At 35.6% G+C, this 22,968-nt stretch carries 25 protein-coding genes and 1 tRNA gene; 14 read left to right on the top strand and 12 right to left on the bottom strand.

What is annotated here, in order from left to right; translation table 11 throughout:
- Nucleotides 1-2 precede the first annotated feature (2 nt).
- Nucleotides 3-2,540 (bottom strand): ATP-dependent Clp protease ATP-binding subunit, encoded by a 2,538-nt coding sequence (locus tag CW752_RS05540; protein ID WP_101238763.1) that lies wholly within the window; start codon nt 2,538-2,540, stop codon nt 3-5.
- 152 nt (nt 2,541-2,692) lie between these two features.
- On the opposite strand from CW752_RS05540, the gene CW752_RS05535 reads away from it, so the two are divergent.
- From CW752_RS05535 to CW752_RS05520, 4 genes are all read left to right on the top strand, one after another.
- On the top strand, nt 2,693-2,920 hold the full coding sequence (locus CW752_RS05535; protein ID WP_101238762.1) for a uroporphyrinogen decarboxylase: 228 nt from the start codon (nt 2,693-2,695) through the stop codon (nt 2,918-2,920).
- Nucleotides 2,920-4,032 carry a glycosyltransferase gene (locus CW752_RS05530; RefSeq protein WP_101238761.1) on the top strand — a complete coding sequence of 371 codons (1,113 nt, stop codon included), beginning with the start codon at nt 2,920-2,922 and terminating at the stop codon, nt 4,030-4,032. Before CW752_RS05535 ends, CW752_RS05530 begins: the two co-directional genes overlap by 1 nt.
- A gap of 108 nt (nt 4,033-4,140) precedes the next feature.
- Complete coding sequence (locus tag CW752_RS05525; protein WP_101238760.1) at nt 4,141-4,560, top strand: SufE family protein; 420 nt, start codon at nt 4,141-4,143, stop codon at nt 4,558-4,560.
- A gap of 2 nt (nt 4,561-4,562) precedes the next feature.
- On the top strand, nt 4,563-5,534 hold the full coding sequence (locus CW752_RS05520; RefSeq protein ID WP_228401637.1) for a glycosyltransferase family 9 protein: 972 nt from the start codon (nt 4,563-4,565) through the stop codon (nt 5,532-5,534).
- Here CW752_RS05520 and CW752_RS05515 read toward each other — a convergent pair.
- From CW752_RS05515 to CW752_RS05505, 3 genes are all read right to left on the bottom strand, one after another.
- Nucleotides 5,524-6,651 (bottom strand): glycosyltransferase, encoded by a 1,128-nt coding sequence (locus CW752_RS05515; RefSeq protein ID WP_101238758.1) that lies wholly within the window; start codon nt 6,649-6,651, stop codon nt 5,524-5,526. The genes CW752_RS05520 and CW752_RS05515 overlap by 11 nt on opposite strands.
- A 112-nt stretch (nt 6,652-6,763) precedes the next feature.
- A tRNA-Val gene (locus CW752_RS05510) sits at nt 6,764-6,838 on the bottom strand.
- A gap of 42 nt (nt 6,839-6,880) precedes the next feature.
- On the bottom strand, nt 6,881-8,125 hold the full coding sequence (locus CW752_RS05505; protein ID WP_101238757.1) for a bifunctional folylpolyglutamate synthase/dihydrofolate synthase: 1,245 nt from the start codon (nt 8,123-8,125) through the stop codon (nt 6,881-6,883).
- A 186-nt stretch (nt 8,126-8,311) separates the two neighbouring features.
- Between CW752_RS05505 and CW752_RS05500 the strand changes: the two genes are divergently transcribed.
- The 5 genes from CW752_RS05500 to CW752_RS05480 are packed head-to-tail and all read left to right on the top strand — an operon-like array spanning nt 8,312 to nt 12,520.
- Entirely contained in the window at nt 8,312-9,640 is a 1,329-nt protein-coding gene (locus CW752_RS05500; RefSeq protein WP_101238846.1) for a TolC family protein, read from the top strand.
- A gap of 1 nt (nt 9,641) precedes the next feature.
- Nucleotides 9,642-10,232 carry a SprT-like domain-containing protein gene (locus tag CW752_RS05495; protein ID WP_101238756.1) on the top strand — a complete coding sequence of 197 codons (591 nt, stop codon included), beginning with the start codon at nt 9,642-9,644 and terminating at the stop codon, nt 10,230-10,232.
- Nucleotides 10,233-10,234: 2 nt separating this feature from the next.
- A complete protein-coding gene (locus CW752_RS05490; protein WP_228401634.1) occupies nt 10,235-11,317 on the top strand; it encodes a mannose-1-phosphate guanylyltransferase in 1,083 nt (360 codons plus the stop codon).
- 35 nt (nt 11,318-11,352) lie between these two features.
- A complete protein-coding gene (locus CW752_RS05485) occupies nt 11,353-12,018 on the top strand; it encodes a hypothetical protein (RefSeq protein ID WP_101238755.1) in 666 nt (221 codons plus the stop codon).
- Nucleotides 11,987-12,520, top strand: coding sequence for a GNAT family N-acetyltransferase (locus CW752_RS05480; protein ID WP_101238754.1), 534 nt, complete (start codon nt 11,987-11,989; stop codon nt 12,518-12,520). Before CW752_RS05485 ends, CW752_RS05480 begins: the two co-directional genes overlap by 32 nt.
- An 83-nt stretch (nt 12,521-12,603) precedes the next feature.
- Here CW752_RS05480 and bcp read toward each other — a convergent pair whose 3' ends face one another.
- Nucleotides 12,604-13,050, bottom strand: coding sequence for a thioredoxin-dependent thiol peroxidase (gene bcp / locus CW752_RS05475; RefSeq protein ID WP_101238753.1), 447 nt, complete (start codon nt 13,048-13,050; stop codon nt 12,604-12,606).
- A gap of 33 nt (nt 13,051-13,083) precedes the next feature.
- Here bcp and CW752_RS05470 point away from each other — a divergent pair, with 33 nt between their 5' ends.
- Nucleotides 13,084-13,704, top strand: coding sequence for an endonuclease III domain-containing protein (locus tag CW752_RS05470; protein WP_101238752.1), 621 nt, complete (start codon nt 13,084-13,086; stop codon nt 13,702-13,704).
- Between the two features lie 221 nt (nt 13,705-13,925).
- On the opposite strand, the gene CW752_RS05465 is transcribed toward CW752_RS05470, so the two are convergent.
- Nucleotides 13,926-14,372 carry a DinB family protein gene (locus tag CW752_RS05465; RefSeq protein WP_101238751.1) on the bottom strand — a complete coding sequence of 149 codons (447 nt, stop codon included), beginning with the start codon at nt 14,370-14,372 and terminating at the stop codon, nt 13,926-13,928.
- Nucleotides 14,373-14,473: 101 nt separating this feature from the next.
- Nucleotides 14,474-16,270 (bottom strand): DUF885 domain-containing protein, encoded by a 1,797-nt coding sequence (locus CW752_RS05460; protein ID WP_101238750.1) that lies wholly within the window; start codon nt 16,268-16,270, stop codon nt 14,474-14,476.
- A gap of 168 nt (nt 16,271-16,438) precedes the next feature.
- On the opposite strand from CW752_RS05460, the gene CW752_RS05455 reads away from it, so the two are divergent.
- From CW752_RS05455 to CW752_RS05440, 4 genes are all read left to right on the top strand, one after another.
- The gene (locus CW752_RS05455) at nt 16,439-16,900 is read left to right on the top strand and encodes a hypothetical protein (RefSeq protein ID WP_101238749.1); all 462 of its coding nucleotides are present in this window, start codon (nt 16,439-16,441) and stop codon (nt 16,898-16,900) included.
- A gap of 170 nt (nt 16,901-17,070) precedes the next feature.
- Nucleotides 17,071-17,775, top strand: a complete 705-nt coding sequence (locus CW752_RS05450) for a MotA/TolQ/ExbB proton channel family protein (RefSeq protein WP_047095050.1) — start codon at nt 17,071-17,073, stop codon at nt 17,773-17,775.
- 11 nt (nt 17,776-17,786) lie between these two features.
- The gene (locus tag CW752_RS05445) at nt 17,787-18,185 is read left to right on the top strand and encodes an ExbD/TolR family protein (protein WP_101238748.1); all 399 of its coding nucleotides are present in this window, start codon (nt 17,787-17,789) and stop codon (nt 18,183-18,185) included.
- A gap of 35 nt (nt 18,186-18,220) precedes the next feature.
- A complete protein-coding gene (locus CW752_RS05440; RefSeq protein WP_101238747.1) occupies nt 18,221-19,111 on the top strand; it encodes a ferric siderophore ABC transporter substrate-binding protein in 891 nt (296 codons plus the stop codon).
- Nucleotides 19,112-19,131: 20 nt separating this feature from the next.
- On the opposite strand, the gene CW752_RS05435 is transcribed toward CW752_RS05440, so the two are convergent.
- The 5 genes from CW752_RS05435 to CW752_RS05415 form a co-directional block, all read right to left on the bottom strand.
- Entirely contained in the window at nt 19,132-19,524 is a 393-nt protein-coding gene (locus tag CW752_RS05435) for a hypothetical protein (RefSeq protein WP_101238746.1), read from the bottom strand.
- Nucleotides 19,525-19,587: 63 nt separating this feature from the next.
- Nucleotides 19,588-19,953 (bottom strand): four helix bundle protein, encoded by a 366-nt coding sequence (locus tag CW752_RS05430; RefSeq protein WP_101238745.1) that lies wholly within the window; start codon nt 19,951-19,953, stop codon nt 19,588-19,590.
- A gap of 51 nt (nt 19,954-20,004) precedes the next feature.
- The gene (locus tag CW752_RS05425; protein WP_101238744.1) at nt 20,005-21,408 is read right to left on the bottom strand and encodes a nucleoside recognition domain-containing protein; all 1,404 of its coding nucleotides are present in this window, start codon (nt 21,406-21,408) and stop codon (nt 20,005-20,007) included.
- A 237-nt stretch (nt 21,409-21,645) separates the two neighbouring features.
- The gene (locus tag CW752_RS05420) at nt 21,646-22,155 is read right to left on the bottom strand and encodes a DUF6973 domain-containing protein (protein WP_101238743.1); all 510 of its coding nucleotides are present in this window, start codon (nt 22,153-22,155) and stop codon (nt 21,646-21,648) included.
- Nucleotides 22,156-22,209: 54 nt separating this feature from the next.
- On the bottom strand, nt 22,210-22,968 hold a 759-nt coding region (locus CW752_RS05415; protein ID WP_101238742.1), incomplete at its 5' end, for an acetyl-CoA carboxylase carboxyltransferase subunit beta.

Genomic DNA, 22,968 nt, shown 5'->3' with positions numbered 1-22,968 from the left:
ATTTAAGATTGAGAAGACTTCTCAGCTGCTGATTTCTTAGGCTTTGAAGTTTTACCAGCCAACCCGTCTTTCGCTTCATTAAGGTCAAGAACTACGGTTTCTCCTTCATTCAATTGTTTATTTACCAGCATTTCTGCCAATAGATCTTCAATGTATTTCTGGATAGCTCGTTTTAATGGTCTTGCACCAAAATCTTTATCCCATCCTTTTTCAGAAATAAAGTCCTTCGCTTCTTCAGTTAATTCTACCTTATAACCTAATTTTTCAAGTCTGCCATAAAGCTTGTTCAACTCAAGATCGATGATTTTCTTAATATCATTTTGCTCAAGAGAGTTGAAAATAATAATATCATCAATTCTGTTTAAGAACTCAGGGGCAAATGCTTTTTTAAGTGCATTTTCAATTGTGCTTCTCGCTCTGTTATCTGAGCTTGACTTTTTAGCAGAAGTACCAAATCCTACACCATCTCCGAAATCTTTAAGATCTCTTGTTCCGATATTGGAAGTAAGGATGATAATGGTATTTCTAAAGTCAATTTTTCTACCTAAACTATCTGTAACGTGACCTTCATCAAGGATCTGTAACAAAATATTGAATACATCCGGATGAGCTTTTTCAATCTCGTCCAAAAGAACCACAGCATAAGGCTTTCTTCTTACAGCCTCTGTTAACTGACCTCCTTCTTCGTATCCTACGTATCCCGGAGGCGCACCTACTAACCTCGACACGGCAAATTTTTCCATATATTCACTCATGTCAATTCTGATTAATGCTTCATCCGAATCAAATAATTCTCTTGCCATTACCTTAGCCAACTCGGTTTTACCAACTCCTGTTGTTCCTAAGAAAATGAATGTACCAATTGGACGATTAGGATCTTTAAGACCTGCTCTGTTTCTTTGAATAGCTTTTACTACTTTTTTCACAGCATCTTCCTGACCGATTACTTTTCCGTTCAGTTTTCCATCCATCTGAGCTAGTTTATCAAGCTCATTTTTACCAACTTTCGTTACCGGAACTCCACTCATCATAGAAACGACTTCAGCTACATTTTCTTCAGTTACCGTTTCTTTTTTCTCTTTTACATCCTTATCCCATTTTTCCTGAGCGGCATTTAGTTCCATTTGAAGACGTTCTTCTTCGTCTTTAAGTTTTCTGGCTTCAAGATAATCCTGTGCTTTTACTGCTTTTTGTTTCAGTTCTTTGATATCTTCGATTTTTTTCTCAAAATCAATGATTTCAGTAGGAACTTTCATATTCTTGATATAAACGCGTGATCCTGCTTCGTCCATAGCATCAATAGCTTTGTCCGGTAGGAAACGGTCCGTAATATATCTTGATGTCAAATTGACACATGCAGCAATGGCTTCAGGGGTATAAATTACATTGTGATGTTCTTCATACTTGTCTTTAATCTGATTTAAGATCTGAATCGTTTCATCAATAGAAGTAGGTTCCACCATTACTTTTTGAAATCTTCTTTCCAGAGCACCATCTTTTTCTATATATTGACGATACTCATCCAAAGTAGTGGCTCCGATGCATTGGATTTCACCTCTTGCTAAGGCTGGTTTAAACATATTGGAGGCATCTAAACTTCCTGTAGAACTTCCTGCACCTACAATTGTATGAAGCTCATCAATAAATAAGATGACATCTCTGTTTTTTTCCAACTCTGTCATGATGGCTTTCATTCTTTCTTCAAACTGACCACGGTATTTTGTTCCGGCTACTAAACTTGCCAGATCCAAAGTAATCACTCGTTTTCCGTAAAGAACTCTTGATACCTTTTTCTGTTGAATTCTTAAAGCTAAACCTTCCGCAATCGCAGATTTACCAACTCCGGGTTCTCCGATAAGAAGCGGGTTGTTTTTCTTTCTGCGGGATAAGATCTGAGAAACTCTCTCAATTTCTTTTTCACGTCCGATAACGGGGTCTAATTTTCCGTCTCTTGCCAGAGCAGTAAGGTCTCTACCAAAGTTATCCAAAGTAGGTGTTTTACTTTTTGCAGAGCCTAAGTTGCCTGTAGGCTTTCTCATTTGCTCAAATTCCTCTCTTTCATCATCGTCATCATAAGCACTCATTTGTGGTGCCTGCCCGGAATTTTTAAGCATGGTTTGATATTCTCTTGAAACTCCTTCATAGTCGATATCGTAAGCTCCTAGTATATTTGAAGTAGGGTCCTCATATTTATAAAGAATACCTAAAAGCAGGTGAACGGTATTAATTTCATTGCTTTTATATTGTCGGCATTCTAACTCAGCACGTTTAATGGCATGATCTGCCATCTTAGTGAAAGAAATATTGGTAACCTCTTCAGAAATAGGATTAAGACTTGCTGTATTTAAAGTTTCAATTTTTCTTCTGATTTGTGTTAAATCCGCATTGAGGTTTTGAAGGATTTCTTTTGCAGAGTTTTCCGTTTTTATAATACCTAAAAGTAGATGTTCTGTATTAAGAAATTCACTTTTCAGCCTCTTAGCTTCGCTTTTGCTTTGTTTGAACACCTGGCTCAAACCTTGTGAAAACTTATAATCCATAATATATCTCATTAGAATAAAAGCAACGTTGCTTTTTATTCATTATCTAAATTACAAATATTTTACCAAAAATCAATTAATGACTTTATGGCAGTAAAAAATTTTATTATCTTCTTGAAAATGATTAAGTTTGTTATCCTTAAAAATTCCTCATGAATCCTGAAATTACTACTTATATTGGATATTCTGCCTCAGTTTTTATCGTGCTGAGTTTCATACTGAAAGATGTAAGAAAAATCAGAATTGTCAATATGATAGGTTGTATTTGTTTTGTCATCTATGGCTTCTTTTTTAGTGAGCCGTTATGGCCGGTAATCATTCCTAACGGACTCATCTGTTTTATTCAGATCTATCATTTGCTATTAGGAAAGAAATCCTGATGAAAAAAAAAATAATCACATCTGCTTTTAGTAATCTGTATACGGACCAACGTATTGAAAAGGTCTGCCGGACTCTTTATGAAAACGGATATGATATTGAACTTATCGGAAATGATTGGAAAGGAGCTGAGGAGATGCAGCGTCCATATCCTTTTTCAAGAATACATTTGGATTCAAAAAATCTGAAAACCGGTTATTTTGAATTCAATTGGAAATTGTATCACGAATTAAAAAACAAAGCGGATCAGAATACGATTCTTCATGCCAATGATCTTGATGCCTTGGTATCCAATTATCTTATTTCTCAAAAATTAAATATTCCATTGGTTTTTGATAGTCATGAAATTTTTTCAGAAATGCCTGCCATTCAGGGCAAAATGTCACAAAAAGTATGGCGGTATGCAGAAAAGAAAATTGTTCCGAAACTTAGATGGATGATTACTGCCAGCAAAAGTTATGCTGATTGGTTTCATAAAAAATATGGAATAAACCCTGTAGTTGTTCAAAATGCACCAAGAAAACTAAATTTTACTGCAGAAATTCCGGAAAATAATCCCAAAATATTTTTATATCAAGGAGCCCTTAATCCTTTCCGAGGAATTGATAAAGCGATTATGGCAATGCATCATCTTGAAGGAGTGATTTTCAAAATAGCCGGAGATGGTCCAAGAAAAGAAGAATATGAAAATCTTGTTATCCGGGAAAATCTTCAACATAAAGTTCAGTTTTTAGGCAAATTAAAGCCGGAAGATTTAAGAAAGATAACCGTAACAGCCGATGTTGGAATGAGTATTGAAGAGAATGGGGGAGACAGTTATCTTTATTCTCTGCCGAATAAAGTTCTGGACTGTATTCAATCAAGGGTTCCTTTAATTTTATCTAATCTTCCCGAAATGCGGAATATTAAAAATCAGTTTGATGTCGGAGAAATAATTAGAGATCATCAGCCTGAAAATATAGCTGCAGCAGTAAAAAATGTTTTAAGTAAAGGAAGAAAAAATTATCAGGAAGAACTGGAAAAAGCTTCAAACGTTCTTTGTTGGGAGAATGAAGAAATAAAATTATTACAGGTTTTTCAAAAAGCAGGCTCGGCCATAACTTCCAAAAAATGAGCAAAAACAAAAGGCTGGTTTCATAAGAGCTTGAAAAATAAGTCTACTATCTGGTGCTTATTGCCTAAAGCATAATTTATTATCTTTGCACAAAGAAATTTGATTAAAATGACCATTAAGGAAAAACAGCAGGAAATTATCGACGAATTTGCTTTTCTTGACGATTGGGAGCAGAAATATGAATATATTATTGATCTTGGAAAAGAATTAAAAGGGCTTCCGGAAGACAAGAAAACAGAGGAGAACCTTATTAAAGGTTGCCAAAGCAAAGTATGGATCGATGCTGAATTTAAAGATGGAAAGCTTTTCTTCAATGCGGACTCAGACGGTATTCTTCCTAAGGGAATTGTTTCTCTTTTGGTAAGTATTTATAGCGGACATTCTACCCAGGAAATTCTGGATTCAGATTTTGAGTTTATCTCAGAAATTGGTCTTCAGGAGTTTCTTTCGCCTTCAAGAGCCAATGGATTAATGGCGATGACGAAGCAAATTAAATTTTATGCGGTAGCGTATCAATTGAAATCATAATCGTGACTAGAATTTTAGCATATCGCTTTTCTGCCTTTGGGGATGTTGCTATGACGGTACCTGTTTTTAGGGAATTTCTTGAGCAAAACCCCGAAGTAGAGATTGTTATGGTTTCTAGAAAAAATTTTGAAGCCTTATTTGCCGGTATTCCCAATGTTATATTCAAAGGAATTGATTTGGACGACTACAAGGGGCTTTTTGGACTAAGCAGATTGAGTAATGAGTTGATCAAAGAGTTTAATCCGGATTGTATTGCAAATCTTCATGACGTTATCCGAACAAAAATCCTGGATAGAATCTATAGGAGAAAAGGATTAAAAGTCTTTAAAATCAATAAAGGGAAAGAAGAAAAGGAGCACCTTACCGATGTTTGGAATCTTAATAAAGTTCAGCTGAGAAAAACAGTGGAAAGATATGCTGATGTTTTTCGTGAAATGGGCTTTACATTAGAATTATCTCATCAACTCAGACCTTCCCCGGAACCTAAATCCGGAATAGGTTTTGCCCCTTTCGCCCAGCATAAAGGAAAAATGCTTCCTTTGGAAAAATCATATGAATTAGTCAGGATTTTAGCGCAAAAACATACAATATATTTTTTCGGCGGAGGTAAAAAAGAGATGGAAACTCTCGAAGACTGGGAAAAAAAGATTCCCAATACTAAAAGTCTTGCCGGAAAATTAAGCCTTGCCGAAGAGCTTAATAAGATTTCTGAATTGGAACTGATGATTTCCATGGACTCGGCTAATATGCACCTTGCCAGCTTGATGGGAACGAGATGTGTTTCTATATGGGGAGCAACTCATCCTTATGCCGGATTTTTAGGTTTTGGGCAGAGCGAAGATGATGTTGTTCAGGTAAAAGACCTTACCTGTAGACCGTGTTCTGTTTTTGGAGATAAAGAATGTTATCGTGGAGATTGGGCTTGTCTCGAAGAGCTCAATATCCGGAAAGTAATACAAGCGATTAATTTGTAAAGATAATCTTCACCATAGCCTCTGCCTTAGGACCATCAGAATAATTTCTTTCTAAAATTGCTTTTCTAATCTCATTTTCGTTATAATCTTTCTCTGAAACATCTATGATGTGTTGACGGAGTTTTTTTGTATTGGACGCAAAGAGGCATAAGTTAATTAGAGACGGATCATCTGTAATATTTTGATTAATGATAACAAATCGGCTATTATACAATGCATTAAAAAGTTTCACTTTTGTTCCTGTATTTTGATAAGAAAGTAAAATATTGGCTTGAGCCCTTTCAAAAAGACGGTTGAGATTTTTGTTGTTTTCAATGGGAACCAAGCTGATGTTTTCAATAGTATTGATTTTCTTTTTGAGATCATCAGAAGCACGATCAGAAGCAATAATAAGGCTGTATTGTGGAAGGTTTTTGAATACTTTGATTGTTTCTTCTGCAGCCTTTTTATTGTCAGCAGTACTTAAATCTCCATGGAAAAGAAAATAATCTCCCTTTTGGCTAAGGGTTTTTACCTGATGGTTGCCATGGAAAAGATGAATAAGCTTTGCGTTTTTAGAATAGAGTTCAGTCTCCTGATATTCTTTTTCAGAAAGACAGAAAACAGCTTTAAATTCCTTTAAGCGTTTTTTCTGATATCCTTTATATTTTAAGGCTTCCAACCTGTATATAATCTTTTTAAAAAGATTTTTTTCCGAAAAAGAAAGGCCTTTATAATATTCGGCTTCGTTATTATGTAATCGAAGAAAGAGCTTATGTTCTTTCTTTTGTAATTGATCGATAATTTTTGTGGTTTGTAATCCCTCAAAAAGGATAGGAGCTTTAATCCTCTCCAGATGATCAAATAATGCGTCAGAATTTCTTATTACAGATGCAAATGGAGTAGATGAAAAATATAAGAAGGGGTTTTTCTTCTTTTTGTAAAAAAGTACATTTTCTGTAATGCTTTGGACCTCCGGATCGATTTTTTCGGGAATACGATCTACAAAACAATGAAGATGTATTTTAATGCCGAGATCTGATAAAGCCTTCACCTTGTAATAAACATCAATAATACCACCGTAAGACGGAGGATAGGGATAATTGAATGATATGATGTGAAGCTCCTTCAAATACATGACAGTATAACAACAAAGGTAAATAAATATCCAGGAAAATTGATTGTTTTGAAAAAAGAAGGGATAGTAGATATAAATAAAAAAATCTCCCAGAAATCTGAGAGATTTTTTGTGGGTCCTGAGGGATTCGAACCCCCGACCCTCTGGGTGTAAACCAGATGCTCTGAACCAACTGAGCTAAGAACCCTCTAGACTTGTTCTCTTGTTTAGAGTGGTGCAAATATACGACTTATTCGGTAATCTCCAAATTTTTTTCTAAAAATTCTCCCACAACAAAGTTACTTCCGCCAATAAAAATCATTTCTTCGTTTGTACATTGTTCTTTTGCAGATAGATACGCTTCCTGTACGGAATTAAAAATTTTATAAAAAATTTTTGCCTCCTGAAGCAAGTTTTCATAATCTTGGGGGTGTCTTCCTCTATTGATGGATGGTTTTGCAAAATAAAACTCAGAATTTTCAGGAAGTAAAGCCATCACTTCATCTATTTTTTTGTCATTGACGAAGCCCAAAATAACGTGCTTGTGTCTATCAATAGAGTTTAATTGTGAAAAAACATACTCTAATCCGGCTTGGTTGTGTCCCGTATCACAAATAGTGAGCGGGCTTTTTGAAAACTCAAACCAGCGGCCAATGAAGCCTGTGTTTTTATGAACGTGCAATAATCCTGTTTCTAAATCTTTTTCAGAGATAGGTATTTGTAATTTTCTTAATTGTTCAACGATTGCCAGAACAACACGAATATTCTTTTGTTGATAATTTCCTTTTAAATCAGAAATTAGAGAGGTTTGAATGAGGGTTGCATCTATAAAAGGAGCGCTTTCTTTAATTGCTTTTGTTTTAATGATATTTTTTACCGTTTCATGATCATCACCAGAAATAATAGGAGTATTCTTTTTGATAATTCCTGCTTTTTCACCGGCAATTTCTTCAATAGTATCTCCTAGAATATTCTGATGATCCAGTTGAACATTGGTGATCGCTGAAACTAATGGCGTAATGATATTGGTTGAGTCCAATCTTCCTCCCAGTCCGACTTCAATAATGGCAAAATCTACCTTTTGCTGAGAAAAATACTCAAAAGCCATGATGGTTGTAAACTCAAAAAAAGAAGGGCGGATGTCTTCCGGCAATTTTTTTAGCTTTTGGATAAAGTCAAAAACGAATTCTTTATTGCAATTTTTGCCGTTGACCTTTATTCGCTCTGTAAAATCAATAAGATGCGGAGAGTTATATAACCCTACTTTATATCCTGCCTCTTGCAGTACTGAGGAAAGCATATTGCTTGAAGATCCTTTCCCGTTGGTTCCTCCAATATGTATGCATTTAATCTTTTCCTGAGGATTTCCAAAAAAAGCACAAAGCTTGGTAATATTATCAAGTCCGGGCTTATAAGCTTTTTGTCCGTCTATCTGGTAATTGGGCATTTGTACGAAAAGCCAATCTATAGCTTCCTGATATTGTTCCTGTGTCATGATACAAAATTCTCAAAACTTTTATAAAAATGAAACAATAATTTTTTTTACCTGTAACTTTTTTATATTTAACTCGTCTAATATGGAAAAATCTTAGTATGAAATCGCTCTAGCTTTGCAAGTAGAAAGACTGATGGAGATAATGCGATTCTTATGACCATTAAAAAACAAATAAACATATACAATATGAAAAAAATTTGGATGATCGTTTTGGGGTTAGGTTTTCTGGGTATGAATGCTCAGAAAAAATGGTCCCTGAAAGAATGTGTAAATTATGCAGTGGAACATAACCTCCAGGTTATCCAAAATCAATATAACAAACAATCTCAAGATAATAACCTTAGAATTGCTAAAAAGGGGTATTTGCCTTCTGTTTCAGCGGGAATGAACAACGGGGTAAGTTTTGGGCAACTTTCGCTGGGAACCGGGAGTATCAGGAATGACAGATTCAGTAACAGTGCAAGTTTAGGAGCTGATATGTTGGTATATAACAATGGAAGACTGGAAAAAAATGTTCGAAAAGCACAGTTTGATGTTGAAGCAAGCCAATATGATATTGAAACAATTAAAAATGATATTTCTCTTCAAATCGCACAGCAATATCTTACAGCTCTTTTAAATAAGGAGATTGTTAAGATTTCTCAAAGTGCAGTAGATAATGCACAAAAACAGTTTGACAGAGCAAAAATAACCACCCAGATTGGTACTACAGCTCAGACAGTTTTAGCGGAGGCAGAAGCAGCCTTGGCAAGAGAAAAACAAAATCTTAAAACAGCAGAAGTCAATGTTGGAAGAGCTTTGTTTGCTATCGTTCAGCTTTTACAGCTTCCTGAATATAAAGATTTTGATGTTGAAGATGTGCGGGTTTCGGATACATTGGAATCACAATTAAAATCTGTTGACGAAGTTTTAACAACGGCATATGAAATTCAACCTCAGATAAAAGCAGCGGAAAGCAGGATAAGGTCTGCCGAAGCTCAGACAGAAGTGAGTAAAACAGCATTCTGGCCAACTCTTACAGCCAGTGCGGGGCTTTCTACCTTTTATAACAATATATTAAACACCAATGGCGGTATGAATAGCAGCCAGGTAGGTTTTTTTCAACAATATAAAGACAATTTCGGACAAAATATAGGTCTTTCTTTGAACGTTCCTATTTTCAATAAAGGAATTACAAAACTACAGGTAGAGCAGTCTAAAATTAATGAAAGTCTTGCTAAAGTAACCCTGGAGCAACAGAAGCAATCGGTAAGACAAAATGTTCAAAAAGCACAGTTTGATGCCGATGCCAATTATGAAACTTACTTATCGGCAGTAGAAACAGAAAAGAGTACCAGATTGGCTCTCGATTTTGCAGACAAAAGCTATGCTGCCGGAAGAACAACCATTTATGATGTTAATATTGCAAGAAATAATTATGCAAATGCACAGGGATCAGTAGCGCAGGCCAAATATAATTATCTTTTTAGTCTTAAACTATTGAATTTCTATGCAGGAATTCCATTAAGTTTGTAAAATGTCCATCCAATCATTAGAAAAATATTTACCTCAAAATACACTTCAATATTTAAGAATTTGGTTTTCAGATTACTATATTCACATAAAAGTTACACGAAACAGAAATTCTAAATTGGGAGATTATAGAAAACTTCCGGACAATTCACATGAAATTACGGTAAATTCTACACTTACCCCACAACTTTTTTTCTTTGTTCTCACCCATGAATTGGCTCATTTAATTGCCTTTGAAAAATATGGACGAAGAATTTCTCCTCACGGAAATGAGTGGAAGGAAACTTTTAGGAAAATGCTTCTTGAAAGCCTTGAAGTATATGATGAAGACCTAAAACCTATTATTGTCAGATTCTCAAAATCACCCAAAGCCAATTTTATGGCTAGCCCTGATCTTGTAAGATATTTTCATACTGAAAAACAGGATGATAGTCTTCAATTTATCGAGGAGCTTCAAAAGGGAGAATTTTTTATATATCGCAACGAAAAGTATTTATTGGAAGGTCTGGTTAAAAAAAACTATCTTTGTAAGAACCTGGCTACTGGGAGGAAGTATTCTTTTAAGCCTTTAGCTCGGGTAGAAAAATGTAGTTAAGAATGTTAAAATCAGATAGATACTGTGTAATAATGGCGGGTGGAATCGGTAGTCGGTTCTGGCCAATGAGTACGCAGAAATTTCCAAAGCAATTTCAGGATATTTTAGGTGTTGGACGTACAATGATCCAGCAGACTTATGACAGGATCAGTAAAGTGATTCCTAAGGAGCATATATTCGTTATTACCAATAAAGAATATGTTGCTCTTTCTCATCAACAACTTCCTGAAATTCCTGAAGAAAATATTGTAGGAGAGCCACTAATGAAAAATACAGCGGCTTGTAACCTATATATGGCAAACAAAATCGCTGAGATTAATCCTAATGCTACAATGATTGTTCTTCCGGCAGATCATTTGATTCTTAAAGAAGATGTTTTTCTGGAAAAGGTAGAGCTGGCTTTTGATGTAGCTTCAAAACACGAGTACCTGGTCACTTTAGGAATTACCCCTACAAGACCTGATACAGGATATGGATATATTCAGTTTGTTGAAAAAAAGGGATCAGATTACTTTAAAGTAAAAACATTTACGGAAAAACCAATTCTTGAAATCGCACAAAGCTTTTTAGAAAGCGGAGACTTCCTGTGGAATGCCGGGATATTTATTTGGAATATAAAGAGTATCCATCATGCATTTGAATTGTATCTCCCTGAAATGGCTCAGCATTTTATGGCTTGTGAGTATAATTCTGAAAAAGAGAATAGCTGTATTGAAACTATTTATCCTAAAGTACAGAAAATTTCTATAGATAACGGAATTTTAGAAAAAGCAAAGAATGTTTATGTTATTCCTGCAGATCTGGGCTGGAGTGACCTGGGAACATGGACTTCGGTTTATGAGAATACAGAAAAAGACGAAGATGGTAATGCCGTAAATTTAAAACATTTGCTGACTTACAATGCAAAAGGAAATATTATCCGTTTGAAGAATAATAATAAAGCTGTTATCATTGATGGTCTTGAAAACTATATTATTGTAGATACAGATAAGGCTCTTCTTATTTGTCCCCGCGATAATGACCAATTGATCAAAGATTACGTTCTTGATTTAAAGAACTTTAAGAAAGGAGACAAGTTTATGTAAAATTATTTGGTATATTTTCTGCTGATTTTTGAAGTATGATACAAATTACATCCCGTTTCATAATGTTTATTTTCTTGCTTTTGGGAGTCTTAGGCTATTCTCAGGAAAAGAAAAAGTTTTCGAATATTCCGAATATTTTACAGCAGATCAGTCCGGATGATAGAGTAGATTCGTGGGTATTGGTGTACAATGACTATGGAAAAGGTCGGGAAATAAAGGTTTCCGGAGGAAAACCTAACTATACTCCTCAATTTTCGGGGTTTAATCTATTTCCCAGCGAAGATAGTTTTTATTATATAGCTTACTCTATCGGAGGAAAGATCAACTATGTCCTGAATATAGAGGATTTGAAAAAATTTGTCGGAACAATTGATAATGCCCAGGAGGCGGCTATCATTTCGGCAGCAGATGGTTATATGGTGGATGAGGAATTCAAAGATCTTGCAGGCAATTATCATGAGGACCGTTCGAATTATTATTTGGATTTAGGAAAAGAAACTTCAATGGATTGTCCTTATCAAAAAACACATTATACTTTAACTGTAAATAAAGCAACGGGAGCCATTACCCATGTAAAAGATAATGGAACCTATATTGAGCTTTACAATAAAAAATGTGCTAATAACCCAAGACTGTTAAAAGTCGAAAAAAAGGAAGAACCCAAGAAAGATGAGTCTAAAAAAACACCCAAGCGCAGATAACACTTATGAAACAGAGCGTTTAATACTTCGTCCAATGTCTGCAGAAGACAAAGATTTTGTTTTTGAACTTTATAACAGACCAAAATTTATTCAATATATCGGCAACCGAAATGTGAATAGTGTTGAAGATGCCGAAACCTATATTCTGAATAGATTTACTCCACAGATTGAAAGATTGGGATACGGAAACTATCTTTTAATAACAAAGGACAGGAACGAAAAAATAGGAGCTGTAGGAATTTTTGAAAGAGAAGGTCTTGATGTGGTAGATATCGGATATTCGCTGCTGGAAGAATTTGAGGGTAAAGGATATGCCTTTGAAGCTGCTCAGAAGGTTAAATCTATTGGAATGGAGGAATTTGGTTTATCAAAAATATCCGCCATTATTTCAAAGGATAACCTTTCTTCTCAGAAACTCATTGGAAAATTAGGATTAAAATTCAAAAAACATGTAACTCTTCCCGGTGAAACAGAAGAGTTAAATTATTATGAAACAGAATAGATAAATAAAAAAGTATTCACAAATAACATAGTCTATTTATTGGTGTTATTTGTGGATACTTTTGTGCTATTTGTGTTTAAAAATTATTCCAGGATCTGTTCAGCAGCTGTTTTTGATGTTACTTTCTCTATAACTCTTGTGCAAATCCCATTTTCATCAAAAATAAAGGTTGTTCTTACAATCCCCATATACGTTTTTCCAAAAGTCTTTTTTTCCTGCCAAACACCGAATTTTTCAATAATATCGTGGCTCTCATCAGCAATAAGATCATATGGAAAAGCAAATTTGCTGTGGAAGTTTTTCTGTTTTTTTACAGAATCTCCACTTATTCCCAATAATTGAAACCCTGCTTTTTTAAGTTGAGAATAATTATCACTCAAGTTGCATGCTTCTACAGTACAGGTTGGAGTATTGGCTTGTGGATAGAAGAAAATAATTAATTTTTTTCCGATTAATTTTGATGAGGTTACTGTTTTTCCATCTTGATTGAACCCTTCAAATTCAGGTAATTTATCTCCAACTTTCAACATAATAATTTATTTTTGTTCAAATTTAAGGGTAAAATGACAAAAAAGCAAAGAGCCGAACTCGTTCAGAGAGAACTGGATAAATTATATCCTACAACACCTATTCCATTGGATCACACCGATCCCTATACACTAATGGTTGCTGTAGCACTTTCTGCACAGACCACAGATAAAAAGGTGAATGAAGTTACCCCCAACCTTTTTGAAGTTGCCGGAACTCCGCAAAGAATGGCCAGACTAGAGGAATATCAAATCAAAGAATTGATTAAAGAAATAGGATTATCCAATACCAAAGCCAAGAATTTAAAGAAAATGGCGGAGCTTTTATTGGAAAGACATAATGGTATCGTTCCTCAAACTTATGAAGAATTAGAAGCGCTTCCGGGGGTGGGACATAAGACGGCTTCAGTAGTAATGAGCCAGGGCTTTGGATTTCCCGCTTTTCCGGTGGATACACATATTCATCGCCTGATGACGCAATGGAAGCTTACATCAGGAAAAAATGTAGTAGAGACAGAACGAGATGCTAAGAAATTATTCCCGGAAGATGTTTGGAATAAACTTCATCTTCAGATTATTTTCTATGGCAGAGAATATTCTCCGGCCAGAGGAAAAGGGGAGAAGGATTTTATTACTAAAATGATGTTTGAGAAGTAATATTCTCAAGGAGATATTGTTCAACCATATCAAGGTTCAAAACCTTGACATGGTTTTTTGTTTTAACGCAATGATTGCAAGGGCTTTATAATAATTTATGCCGGAAAGTTTCGCAAAGGCACTTCGTCCAGCTAGGGCAATAGTTTTTTCGCTGAGTGAAATGCTTTTGCAAACTAAAATAAAGCGCAACCATCACCTTGTAATCGTTGCGTTTATTTAATTTAAATATCCAATAATCTTCTGTGGTAATTGATTTGCCCCAAATGATAGTCAAGATGGGCAATCAAATGGATCAGGAAATAATCTATGGTCATTTTGCTTTCAAAAACAACGATTGGATATTCCTTTTTCAGATCTTCTTCGGATAATTGAGAAAGAACAGTATCAATCATGATTGCTGTAGCTTCAACCTTTTCAATAAGCTCAGTTCTCGGAACATCTTTTAGAGAAAATTCCAGATCACGCTGTCTTAGATATCCTGTGTTTCCAAGATGTGTTCCCAGGAAATGATTAAGGTTCCCAACCAGATGAAGGACGAGATTACCTGCAGAGTTGGCTATATTTTTATCAGTTTTCCAAAGATTTTCTTCGCTTTGATAAGCTTCTATCTCTGCTTTTAGTTTATTTAAGTCTCTGCTGTAAAGAGATCTGAGGCTTTCTGTAATCATGGGGTTTTATTTTTAAAATTATTCAAATTTACTGAATAGAAGAAGATTAAATGAAAAGGGCACTGTTTTTATTCAGTGCCCTTCAGTCTTATTGTTAAATCTTATTTTTGTTTTTTCGCCCAAAGCTCCATTTTTCTGTTCAGAACATCCAATGGAAGGCATCCCTGGCTTAATACTTCATCGTGGAAGCTTGCGAGATTAAATTTGCTGCCAAGCTCTTTCTGATATTTCTCCCTCAGCTCACGAATTCTTAAAGAACCTATTTTATATCCTAAAGCTTGTCCCGGCATTGCCATATATCTTTCAACTTCTGCAGTAGCTGCTCCTTCATCATAAGAAATATTGCTTAAAAAATATTTGATGGCTTGTTCTCTCGTCATTGTTCCGGTGTGAAGGCCAGTATCGACAACCAGTCTTACGGCTCTCAGCATTTGATCGCTCAGATATCCCATTTTTTGATATGGATCTGTATACAATCCAAACTCAGGGCCTAATGTTTCACAATAATGTGCCCATCCTTCTCCATAAGCACCAAACCACCCAAATCGCATGAATTTTGGTAAATTGGTATTCTCCTGTTGCAAAGAAACCTGATAATGGTGTCCCGGAATAGCCTCATGAAGGAAAAGAGATTCCATTCCTGAAGTTACATTAAATTTAGAAGGATCAGGAAGTGGAACATAAAATATACCGGGTCTTTTGCCGTCTGGAGTTCCAGGGATATATTCTGCGCTGGCACTGGCTTCTCTGAATTTTTCTGTTTGTCTGATCTCAAATTTAGTCTTAGGAGTTACATTAAACATGGTTTTCAGCTTTGGTGTAATTTTGGTCAAAATGCTGTTGAATGCATTTAAAACTTCCTTAGAGGTTTTATAAGGCATTGCTTTTGGATCTGTTTTTACGTGGGTAATAAACTCTTCCAATGTTCCGGTGAAGCCTACTTGTTGCTTCACTTTTTCCATTTCTGCACGAAGCATAGCGACTTGCTGTTGTCCGATTTTGTTAATTTCTTCCGGGGATTTTTTTGTGGTTGTCCAACTTTTTACATAATAACTATAAATTTCATTTCCATTAGGAAGACTGTTGTATCCATCCGTATCTCTTGCTTTTGGAAGGTATTCTTTCTCTAAAAAGACTCCCATTTTGGTGTATGCCGGAATGATTTTTTTAGTAATAGCGTCTTTATAAAGAGCAGAAAACTTATCTTTTTGTGCCTGAGTGAAATCTTTTGGAAAGTTTTTGATAGGTCCGTAGAAAATATTTTTTTCCATATCGCTGGTGATGATTTCTTCAGCTTTCATTTGAGGAATCATTTTGATAACCAGTTTTTTAGGAAGTACAATCTTATTGTTGATTCCTTCGCGGAAGTTGTCTGCAGCAGCATTCATCCACTCCGGAAATTTTTCCATTCTTTTCAGCCAGTCACTATAGTCTTTTTCTGTTTTAAAAGGTTGGTTTCCTTGCCCGCTTCCATACAACGGGAAAGTTAGCGGAAGACCTCCGAATTGGGTAAAAGGAATATATTCCGGATGGTAAGCATAGCCTTCAATTTTATCTTTTAAAGTGTAGTCAAGAACGTCATATACGACTTTGTTTTCATCAGAAAGGGTTTTATAATCTACATGTTCCAGTTGTTTCTGTACCGAATTGTAAAAGGCAATCTCTCCTGAAATGAAATCTTTATCAATATTAATGGGAAGCTGGTCATTGTATCTTGTATCTCCTTGAGAAGTAGCATCTAAAGGGTATAGTTTAAGATATTGTTCGTAATAATTGGATGCAATAGAATCCAAATTACTGGGAGTCACTTTTGTAAGGGGAGAGTCAGACTTTTTGCAGGAGGCAAGGCCTATGATGAGTCCCAATCCTAAAATACTTTTTGATACAATGTTTTTCATTTCCAGAATCTTTATGTAACAAAAGTAAGTATTATTGGGAGATTCCGACTCATTCTGTGATTTGATTTTAAAAAATAATTTTCAAAATCCTTTTCACTTACAATCAATTTTTTATCTTTGTCTAAAACGTTTAACAATCATATTATTACAGTTCTTTTTTAAGGAAAAATGAAAGGGATTTTAAAAATTTACCATCCAGAGGAAACGCTAAAATACAATATCAGAAATACTTATTGTAAAGCAGTCTACAGCAACCAGCAACATTTTTTAGAGGTTGAAATTATAACGGATGACAGTTTGGATCATGTAGATGATGATTCATTACAGTACAACTTTCCGCAGCTTTCACTGGAAGTTTTCGATTTCCCTATCGAATCTACGGATATAGAAGGCAAAACAATCAAAATTAATGACTCTGATGAGGAGACATATACGGAAGTAGATCTGTTCGATGATGAAGAGGCCTATATCTATGATAATGAGCTTCTTTTTGAGAAAAACGAAGAAGGTGAACTCCAGGTAATCTGGAAGGGAACTATCGATGATTTCTATACAGGATCCGATACCCCGATTCCTTTCCGGTTAAAATGCGAATTTAAGCAGGATGATATTGAGGTAGACGAGGACTAAACGTCTCCACTTTATTTTTTATACCAATTTCTTTTCAAATTCTTTTTGGAAAGAAATTTGTTGTTTGCAAATCATAACAAATTTTAAGTAGTTTTTAAGCAATTTTTAAGAGATCAATTAATAATATTCCACTACATTTGTCGTTGAAACTTTAATAAAATTCACATTTAATGCTGTTAACGGAACTTTCTCAGATTTTATTTGCACAAATCGCTACACCTGCAGTTGCCACAGACAATTTAGAGTTCTCATTTTGGAAGATCATGTTCCATGGAGGAGCCTTCGCTAAAATAGTGATGGTCACAGTGTTGCTGTTGGGAGTGTTTTCTCTATACCTGTTTTTTGAAAGGTTTTTCTTTATTAAAAGACTGACTTCAAAGACAGATTCCAACTTTATGAATAATATTGAAGACTTTATCAAAGCTGGAAAAATAGAGGCGGCGTCCGATTATTGTAAAACTCAAAATTCTCCGGAAGGAAGAATTCTGGAAAAAGGAATTTCAAGATTGGGGCGTCCGGTTTCTGATATTGTCAGTGCTATGGAAGCGCAGGCGCAAGTAGAGGTCGCCAATATGGAGAAAAACCTAAACCTTTTGGCGGTAGTACCAAGTATTGCTCCGATGTTAGGACTTTTGGGTACGGTAATCGGGATGATTATTGCTTTCTTCAATTTATCCCATGCAACAGGTTCTTTCTCTCCAAAGACCCTTTCTGAAGGTATTTATACTGCATTAGGACAGACGGCTGTAGGTTTGGCAGTGGCTATTCCTGCTAACTTCTGCTATAACATTCTTTTGACAAGAATTGATAAGTTCGTATTGAAGGCTCAGAATATGTCGGGAGAATTTTTAGATCTTATCAATAAACCTTTATAAGCTTTCTTACGATGAAAATTCAAAGAAGAAATAAAGCAAACCCGGAATTCAGTTTAGCAGCGATGACAGATGTTATCCTGTTGATGCTGATCTTCTTTATGGTAACGTCTTCTGCAGCTAATCAGAGTGCAATAGATGTGAATTTACCAAAGACCGGAGCCGTTGAAGATAATATACCGAATCCTTTAACCGTAAGTATTAAACCGGATGGGTCATTTTATGTAGATGATAATCCTGTCAATAAAGGAGAGTTGGAGAAAACTATTGTTGACAAATTAGCCGGTCAAACCAATAAATCTTTTACCATCAGAGCAGATGAAAATACTCTGCATAAAGATGTTGTTTTTGTGATGGAAATTGCTGAAAAATATAAGTTTAATATTGCCATTGCAACGGTTAAAGATAAATAATAAACCCGGAATTCCGGAAATCATTACTTTTTAAGATGAGAAGCTATACAGCAAACAAAAACGAAGAAAACAAGGATAGAGTAAAAAGCGCACTGCTTTCTATTCTTATTTGGGCTGCAGTTTTGCTTTTTGTTTTTCTATATAAATTAAAACCAGAGTTAGATAAAGAACCAGAAGTAGTTACTACTATGCTTGTCAATTTTGGAGATAACAGGAACGGAAAAGGAATTGAAGAACCTGCAGAGCAACCGGGGAGTTTAGCGGCCGCTACTGAGGAAGTAAAGTCTGAACCTGCTGAAACACCGGTTCCAGAAACTAAAACTGTTGTAAAACCAGAACCCGAGCCTATACCGGAGCCAAAGAAAACTGAAGTTAAGGAGAAGGTTATTACCGGGAAAAATTCAAAAAATACGGTTCCTAAAAAAGAAGAATCAAAAAAAGTTGAAAAGAAAGTGGCTACCAGTACCAGTGCTTCTAAAAATGCTAAAAAATCAGGTGCTACTACTGCTAATTCTAAAACCGGGAATGGCGATGGAAAAGGGAATGCTGCCATCGGGAATCTAATTAAAGGAAGAGGTACAAAAGCCGGAAGTCAAGGAACAGGTGACGGAATAGGAAATGCAGGAGATCCTTTAGGTGGAGACGGAAACGGGGACAGCAAAGTAGGAATTGATAGAAAACTTGTTGGATATATTCCAGGAACAATGGGAAGAGGGGGAGCTCAGCCATCTCACAGTTGTACAGCAAGTGGATCTATTACGATTGCCTATACTGTGGATAAGGCGGGAAATGTAGTTTCTGCGAGAAGATCAGGAGGTATTTCAGATCCTTGTGTATCTTCTACCTCAGTTACCTGGGTTAAGAAGTATGTAAAGGCGGAGAAAGCCAGTACCTCTTCTACGGGAACCTATAAAATTACATTCTAAAATACAAAAAGCACTTTATTTTATTCAAGTGCTTTTTTTAATTCATTAATTCTGTTGATCACCGGAAGGGCAAAGATTCCGCTGGTCTGAAGATAGAGCTCATAGAACGTCTTAGCCTTATCTTGGAAATCTTTATTCTGTGCTTCTCTGCTCTTGAAATAGAAAAGGTTTCCCAGCATTTCATAATAATCTTTGCGATCTCTTTCCTGTCTTTCATTTACAAGAGTGATCATTTCTTCTTTAGTCATTGAAGATACTTCAGTGAAATTCATTTTGAAAATATCTCTCATCAAAGTATCAAAATCCAGTTCTTTTTGCATTAAGCTTTCTTCCGGTTTATCAAGGATCAGCTTTTCCAATGCCTGAGTCAATTGACGGATGAGTCTGAGGGTGAATTCTTTATCTGTAATCATAAATGGTAATTTTGTTGCTAGTTGCTAGTTGCTAGTTGCTAGTTGCTAGTTGCTAGTTTGGAGTTATGTGCGCCAGTTTAATTGGACGTATTTTATAAAGTTATTGATTTTTCCTCCTAATAATTTATATTGTTCTGATTTTTCTTTAAAACCTGAGTTTAATTCCGGATATAGTATTGTGATTTTTGATAAATGACAAACGGTTTCATCACAGCTTGCCTGAGAATAAATTAGAAATTTGATAAAATCCCCTTTGTAATTGTTCCTTCCATAGCCTTCTGCAATATTTGTAACAACGGAATCTGCTGAACGCCTTAATTGACTGCCAAGTTCATATAGTTCATACTTTGGCAGTTGAAGTGAGAGCTGATGAGTTTCTATAAATAACTCAAAAGCAATATTATAAATGTCAAGTTTTTCGTAACTCATTAATCTCGTTTTTAACGATAAAAAAACTAGCAATTAATCAACCTGCCTTGATTAAGCAAAAAACAAATAAGCTAAAGCAATAGATGTTATAATCCCCACTAAATCGGCCAGAAGCATGGCTATTACCGTATATCTTGTGTTCTTTATGGCTACGGCGCCAAAATATACGGCGATCACGTAAAACGTCGTATCTGAGCTTCCCTGAAGAACAGCAGCTAATTTCCCCTGGAAACTATCTGCTCCAAATGTAGACATGGTATCTACCATCATTCCCCTTGCTCCGGAACCGGATAAAGGTTTGATTAAAGCAGTTGGTAATCCATCTACAAATCTTGGATCCAGGCTTGCTGCGTTGGCAACCCATTTCATTCCATCGATGAGGACGTCAAAAACACCGGATGTTCTTAGTAATGAAATAGCAATCAACATTCCTACCAGGTAAGGAATAATCTTTACGCAGGTGGTGAAGCCTTCTTTGGCTCCTTCAATAAAAGCATCAAAAACGTTGATCTTTTTATAAACAGCTCCAAGTACAATGGCAAGGAAAATAAAAAGAATAAGGCCATTACTGAGTACCTTACTGAAATCATCAAGTTCGTCTTTGCTAAGCTGAACAAGATATACAACCAATAAAGCAATAATAGCTGAAATTCCCCCAACATAAGCAATCACTACAGGACGGAGAAGATTGATCTTTTGATATAAAGAAACAATAATCATCGCTGCTAATGTTGCTGTGAAAGTGGCAATCATACATGGCAGAAAAATATCGGTAGGGGTTTTGGAGCCCATTGAGGCCCTGATCGCAATAATAGATACCGGAATCAAAGTCATTCCTCCTGCGTGAAGGCAGAGAAACATAATCTGTGAATTACTTGCGGTGTCTTTATTAGGATTTAGAGTCTGGAGACTTTCCATTGCTTTTAATCCAAAAGGAGTAGCCGCATTATCCAGTCCCAAAAGGTTAGCACTAAAATTCATCAGCATATGGCCAAATGCCGGGTGGTTTTTAGGGATTTCCGGAAACAATTTTGAGAAAAAGGGCTGAATAAAACGACTTAATAAATTGATTCCGCCAGCTTTTTCGGCAATACTCATGAAACCCATGAACAGGGTCATAATTCCGATCAGACCAAGACATATTTTTACCGCAGTTTCAGAGGTACCGATGACACCATCTGCTTCCTGAACACGATATACCTTTACATTTTGCTTTAAAGAATCTGTTTTATAATGAATTCTGCTGTCTGCAAAATCATTTTTTTTCACCAGACTATCTTTGACGATGGGGGAGAGTGTGCTGAAAGGTTGAGTCGCTATCTTCACGGTATCACCTCCTTTTCCCACCACCATATCGTTAAAAATAGCATTATAATGGCTTGATGAAACGTATTTTATACTGGCAATGGCAATGGCAATAATAATAAAGGCCGACCAAATTCTGCTAAGAACCATTCGATTGATTTAATTGTTTAAACTTATCAAAAATACTTTAAACTGCAAAAGTCACAAAAGATTTTATTTTAAAACACTTTAGTCCACTTAAGTAAGTTTAAAATAATGCAACATAAAAAGTTTACATAAGATAAAAATCAAAGATTTTAAAAAGCTTAAGTGCTCTTCTCAACAGCATTTTATCTACTTTATAAAACTTAAGTGTTTAATTCTTTTGTGGCTTAAATAAATAGATATTTACTCTTCCAGATAAACAAGGTGTCCTTTAAAGTCATCATCCAGATTTTTTAGAACCTTGGCGTCATCCATTTTTTTGACTAATCCATTTACGAAAAAGCTTTTTTCAAAAAATTGGCGATGAATTCCTGGTAATAATTCCATAAAATAATCCATCCCGAATTTGTTGTTATGAAGATCCATTTTTGTTTCCAGCGGTTGATTGGGAAATAATTCTTCATGCATATCTGTCATTCTTTTGCAGAAATCCAACGCTTTTTTAGGTGATGAGATTTTGCAGCAGTACATCATGATAAAACAACACCACAATGCGTGTCTGAAAGCGTTTCCTATACCGTTGTTAGACGCTGTTTCCGGGAACTTTTTCTGAGCAATAGTGAATGCTTTAACGGTAGCATAAAAGCTTAACATAGCAAAAAGAGGATGGGGGAGAACAAGTGATAAAAGACGGATAATCTTTTTAAAACTCATACTCTTAATGGTATTGAAAAATATCTTGAAAGTCCTCATAAATAAAAATCTCTCCCTAATTAGAGAGAGATTGTATTGTTTTTGTTACAGGTACTATGCTTTTACTGTTAATAAATTAACAGTTTTTGCAACTGTGTCCTGAATTTCAGTTCTTTTTACGATGAAATCTACAAATCCTTTCTCTTGTAAGAATTCTGATGTCTGGAATCCTTCCGGTAGGTCTCTACCAATCGTTTCACGGATTACTCTTGGTCCTGCAAAACCGATCAGTGCTCCCGGTTCAGCCATGATGATATCAGCTGTCATTGCGAAAGAAGCAGTGATTCCTCCAAAGGTAGGATCACAAAGGTAAGCGATGTAAAGAAGGCCTGCTTCAGAAAGTTGAGCAAGTTTAGCCTGTACTTTAGCCAACTGCATCAATGAATAAGTAGCTTCCTGCATTCTTGCTCCTCCGGACTGACAGATAATCATATACGGAAGTTTGTGCTTGATGCAGTAATCTACAGCCCTTCTGATTTTTTCCCCCATTACGGAACCTAAAGACCCCCCGATAAACGCGAAATCCATACAAGAAACTACCATTTCAGTTCCTTTTACAGTTCCCACAGCATTTCTGATGGAATCGGTCAGTTTTGTTTTTGCTTTTACTTCTTTTAATCGGTCTTTATAGGCCTTTGTATCTTTGAAGTTTAAGATATCAATACTTTCAACATTGGCATCCAGTTCGGTAAATTTACCACCGTCAAAAAGGATGTCAAAAAATTCCGCACTTCCTATTCTTACATGAAATCCGTCTTCAGGAGAAACATAGTTATTTCTCTTTAATTCATCATGTTCCACAACTTTTCCAGA

It is taken from the genome of Chryseobacterium sp. PMSZPI, from assembly GCF_002835665.1.
Classification (GTDB): Bacteria; Bacteroidota; Bacteroidia; order Flavobacteriales; family Weeksellaceae; genus Chryseobacterium.
The sequence above is the reverse complement of the archived record's forward strand: the minus strand, read 5'-3'. Positions and strand labels throughout refer to the sequence as shown.

Excerpts from the sequence above, each read along its gene's own strand:
- CW752_RS05540 (WP_101238763.1), bottom strand. The coding sequence starts at position 2,540 with ATGGATTATAAGTTTTCACAAGGTTTGAGCCAGGTGTTCAAACAAAGC.
- CW752_RS05535 (WP_101238762.1), top strand. The coding sequence starts at position 2,693 with ATGAATCCTGAAATTACTACTTATATTGGATATTCTGCCTCAGTTTTT.
- CW752_RS05530 (WP_101238761.1), top strand. The coding sequence starts at position 2,920 with ATGAAAAAAAAAATAATCACATCTGCTTTTAGTAATCTGTATACGGAC.
- CW752_RS05525 (WP_101238760.1), top strand. The coding sequence starts at position 4,141 with ATGACCATTAAGGAAAAACAGCAGGAAATTATCGACGAATTTGCTTTT.
- CW752_RS05515 (WP_101238758.1), bottom strand. The coding sequence starts at position 6,651 with ATGTATTTGAAGGAGCTTCACATCATATCATTCAATTATCCCTATCCT.
- CW752_RS05505 (WP_101238757.1), bottom strand. The coding sequence starts at position 8,125 with ATGACACAGGAACAATATCAGGAAGCTATAGATTGGCTTTTCGTACAA.
- CW752_RS05500 (WP_101238846.1), top strand. The coding sequence starts at position 8,312 with ATGAAAAAAATTTGGATGATCGTTTTGGGGTTAGGTTTTCTGGGTATG.
- CW752_RS05495 (WP_101238756.1), top strand. The coding sequence starts at position 9,642 with ATGTCCATCCAATCATTAGAAAAATATTTACCTCAAAATACACTTCAA.
- CW752_RS05490 (WP_228401634.1), top strand. The coding sequence starts at position 10,235 with ATGTTAAAATCAGATAGATACTGTGTAATAATGGCGGGTGGAATCGGT.
- CW752_RS05485 (WP_101238755.1), top strand. The coding sequence starts at position 11,353 with ATGATACAAATTACATCCCGTTTCATAATGTTTATTTTCTTGCTTTTG.
- CW752_RS05480 (WP_101238754.1), top strand. The coding sequence starts at position 11,987 with ATGAGTCTAAAAAAACACCCAAGCGCAGATAACACTTATGAAACAGAG.
- bcp (WP_101238753.1), bottom strand. The coding sequence starts at position 13,050 with ATGTTGAAAGTTGGAGATAAATTACCTGAATTTGAAGGGTTCAATCAA.
- CW752_RS05470 (WP_101238752.1), top strand. The coding sequence starts at position 13,084 with ATGACAAAAAAGCAAAGAGCCGAACTCGTTCAGAGAGAACTGGATAAA.
- CW752_RS05465 (WP_101238751.1), bottom strand. The coding sequence starts at position 14,372 with ATGATTACAGAAAGCCTCAGATCTCTTTACAGCAGAGACTTAAATAAA.
- CW752_RS05460 (WP_101238750.1), bottom strand. The coding sequence starts at position 16,270 with ATGAAAAACATTGTATCAAAAAGTATTTTAGGATTGGGACTCATCATA.
- CW752_RS05455 (WP_101238749.1), top strand. The coding sequence starts at position 16,439 with ATGAAAGGGATTTTAAAAATTTACCATCCAGAGGAAACGCTAAAATAC.
- CW752_RS05450 (WP_047095050.1), top strand. The coding sequence starts at position 17,071 with ATGCTGTTAACGGAACTTTCTCAGATTTTATTTGCACAAATCGCTACA.
- CW752_RS05445 (WP_101238748.1), top strand. The coding sequence starts at position 17,787 with ATGAAAATTCAAAGAAGAAATAAAGCAAACCCGGAATTCAGTTTAGCA.
- CW752_RS05440 (WP_101238747.1), top strand. The coding sequence starts at position 18,221 with ATGAGAAGCTATACAGCAAACAAAAACGAAGAAAACAAGGATAGAGTA.
- CW752_RS05435 (WP_101238746.1), bottom strand. The coding sequence starts at position 19,524 with ATGATTACAGATAAAGAATTCACCCTCAGACTCATCCGTCAATTGACT.
- CW752_RS05430 (WP_101238745.1), bottom strand. The coding sequence starts at position 19,953 with ATGAGTTACGAAAAACTTGACATTTATAATATTGCTTTTGAGTTATTT.
- CW752_RS05425 (WP_101238744.1), bottom strand. The coding sequence starts at position 21,408 with ATGGTTCTTAGCAGAATTTGGTCGGCCTTTATTATTATTGCCATTGCC.
- CW752_RS05420 (WP_101238743.1), bottom strand. The coding sequence starts at position 22,155 with ATGAGGACTTTCAAGATATTTTTCAATACCATTAAGAGTATGAGTTTT.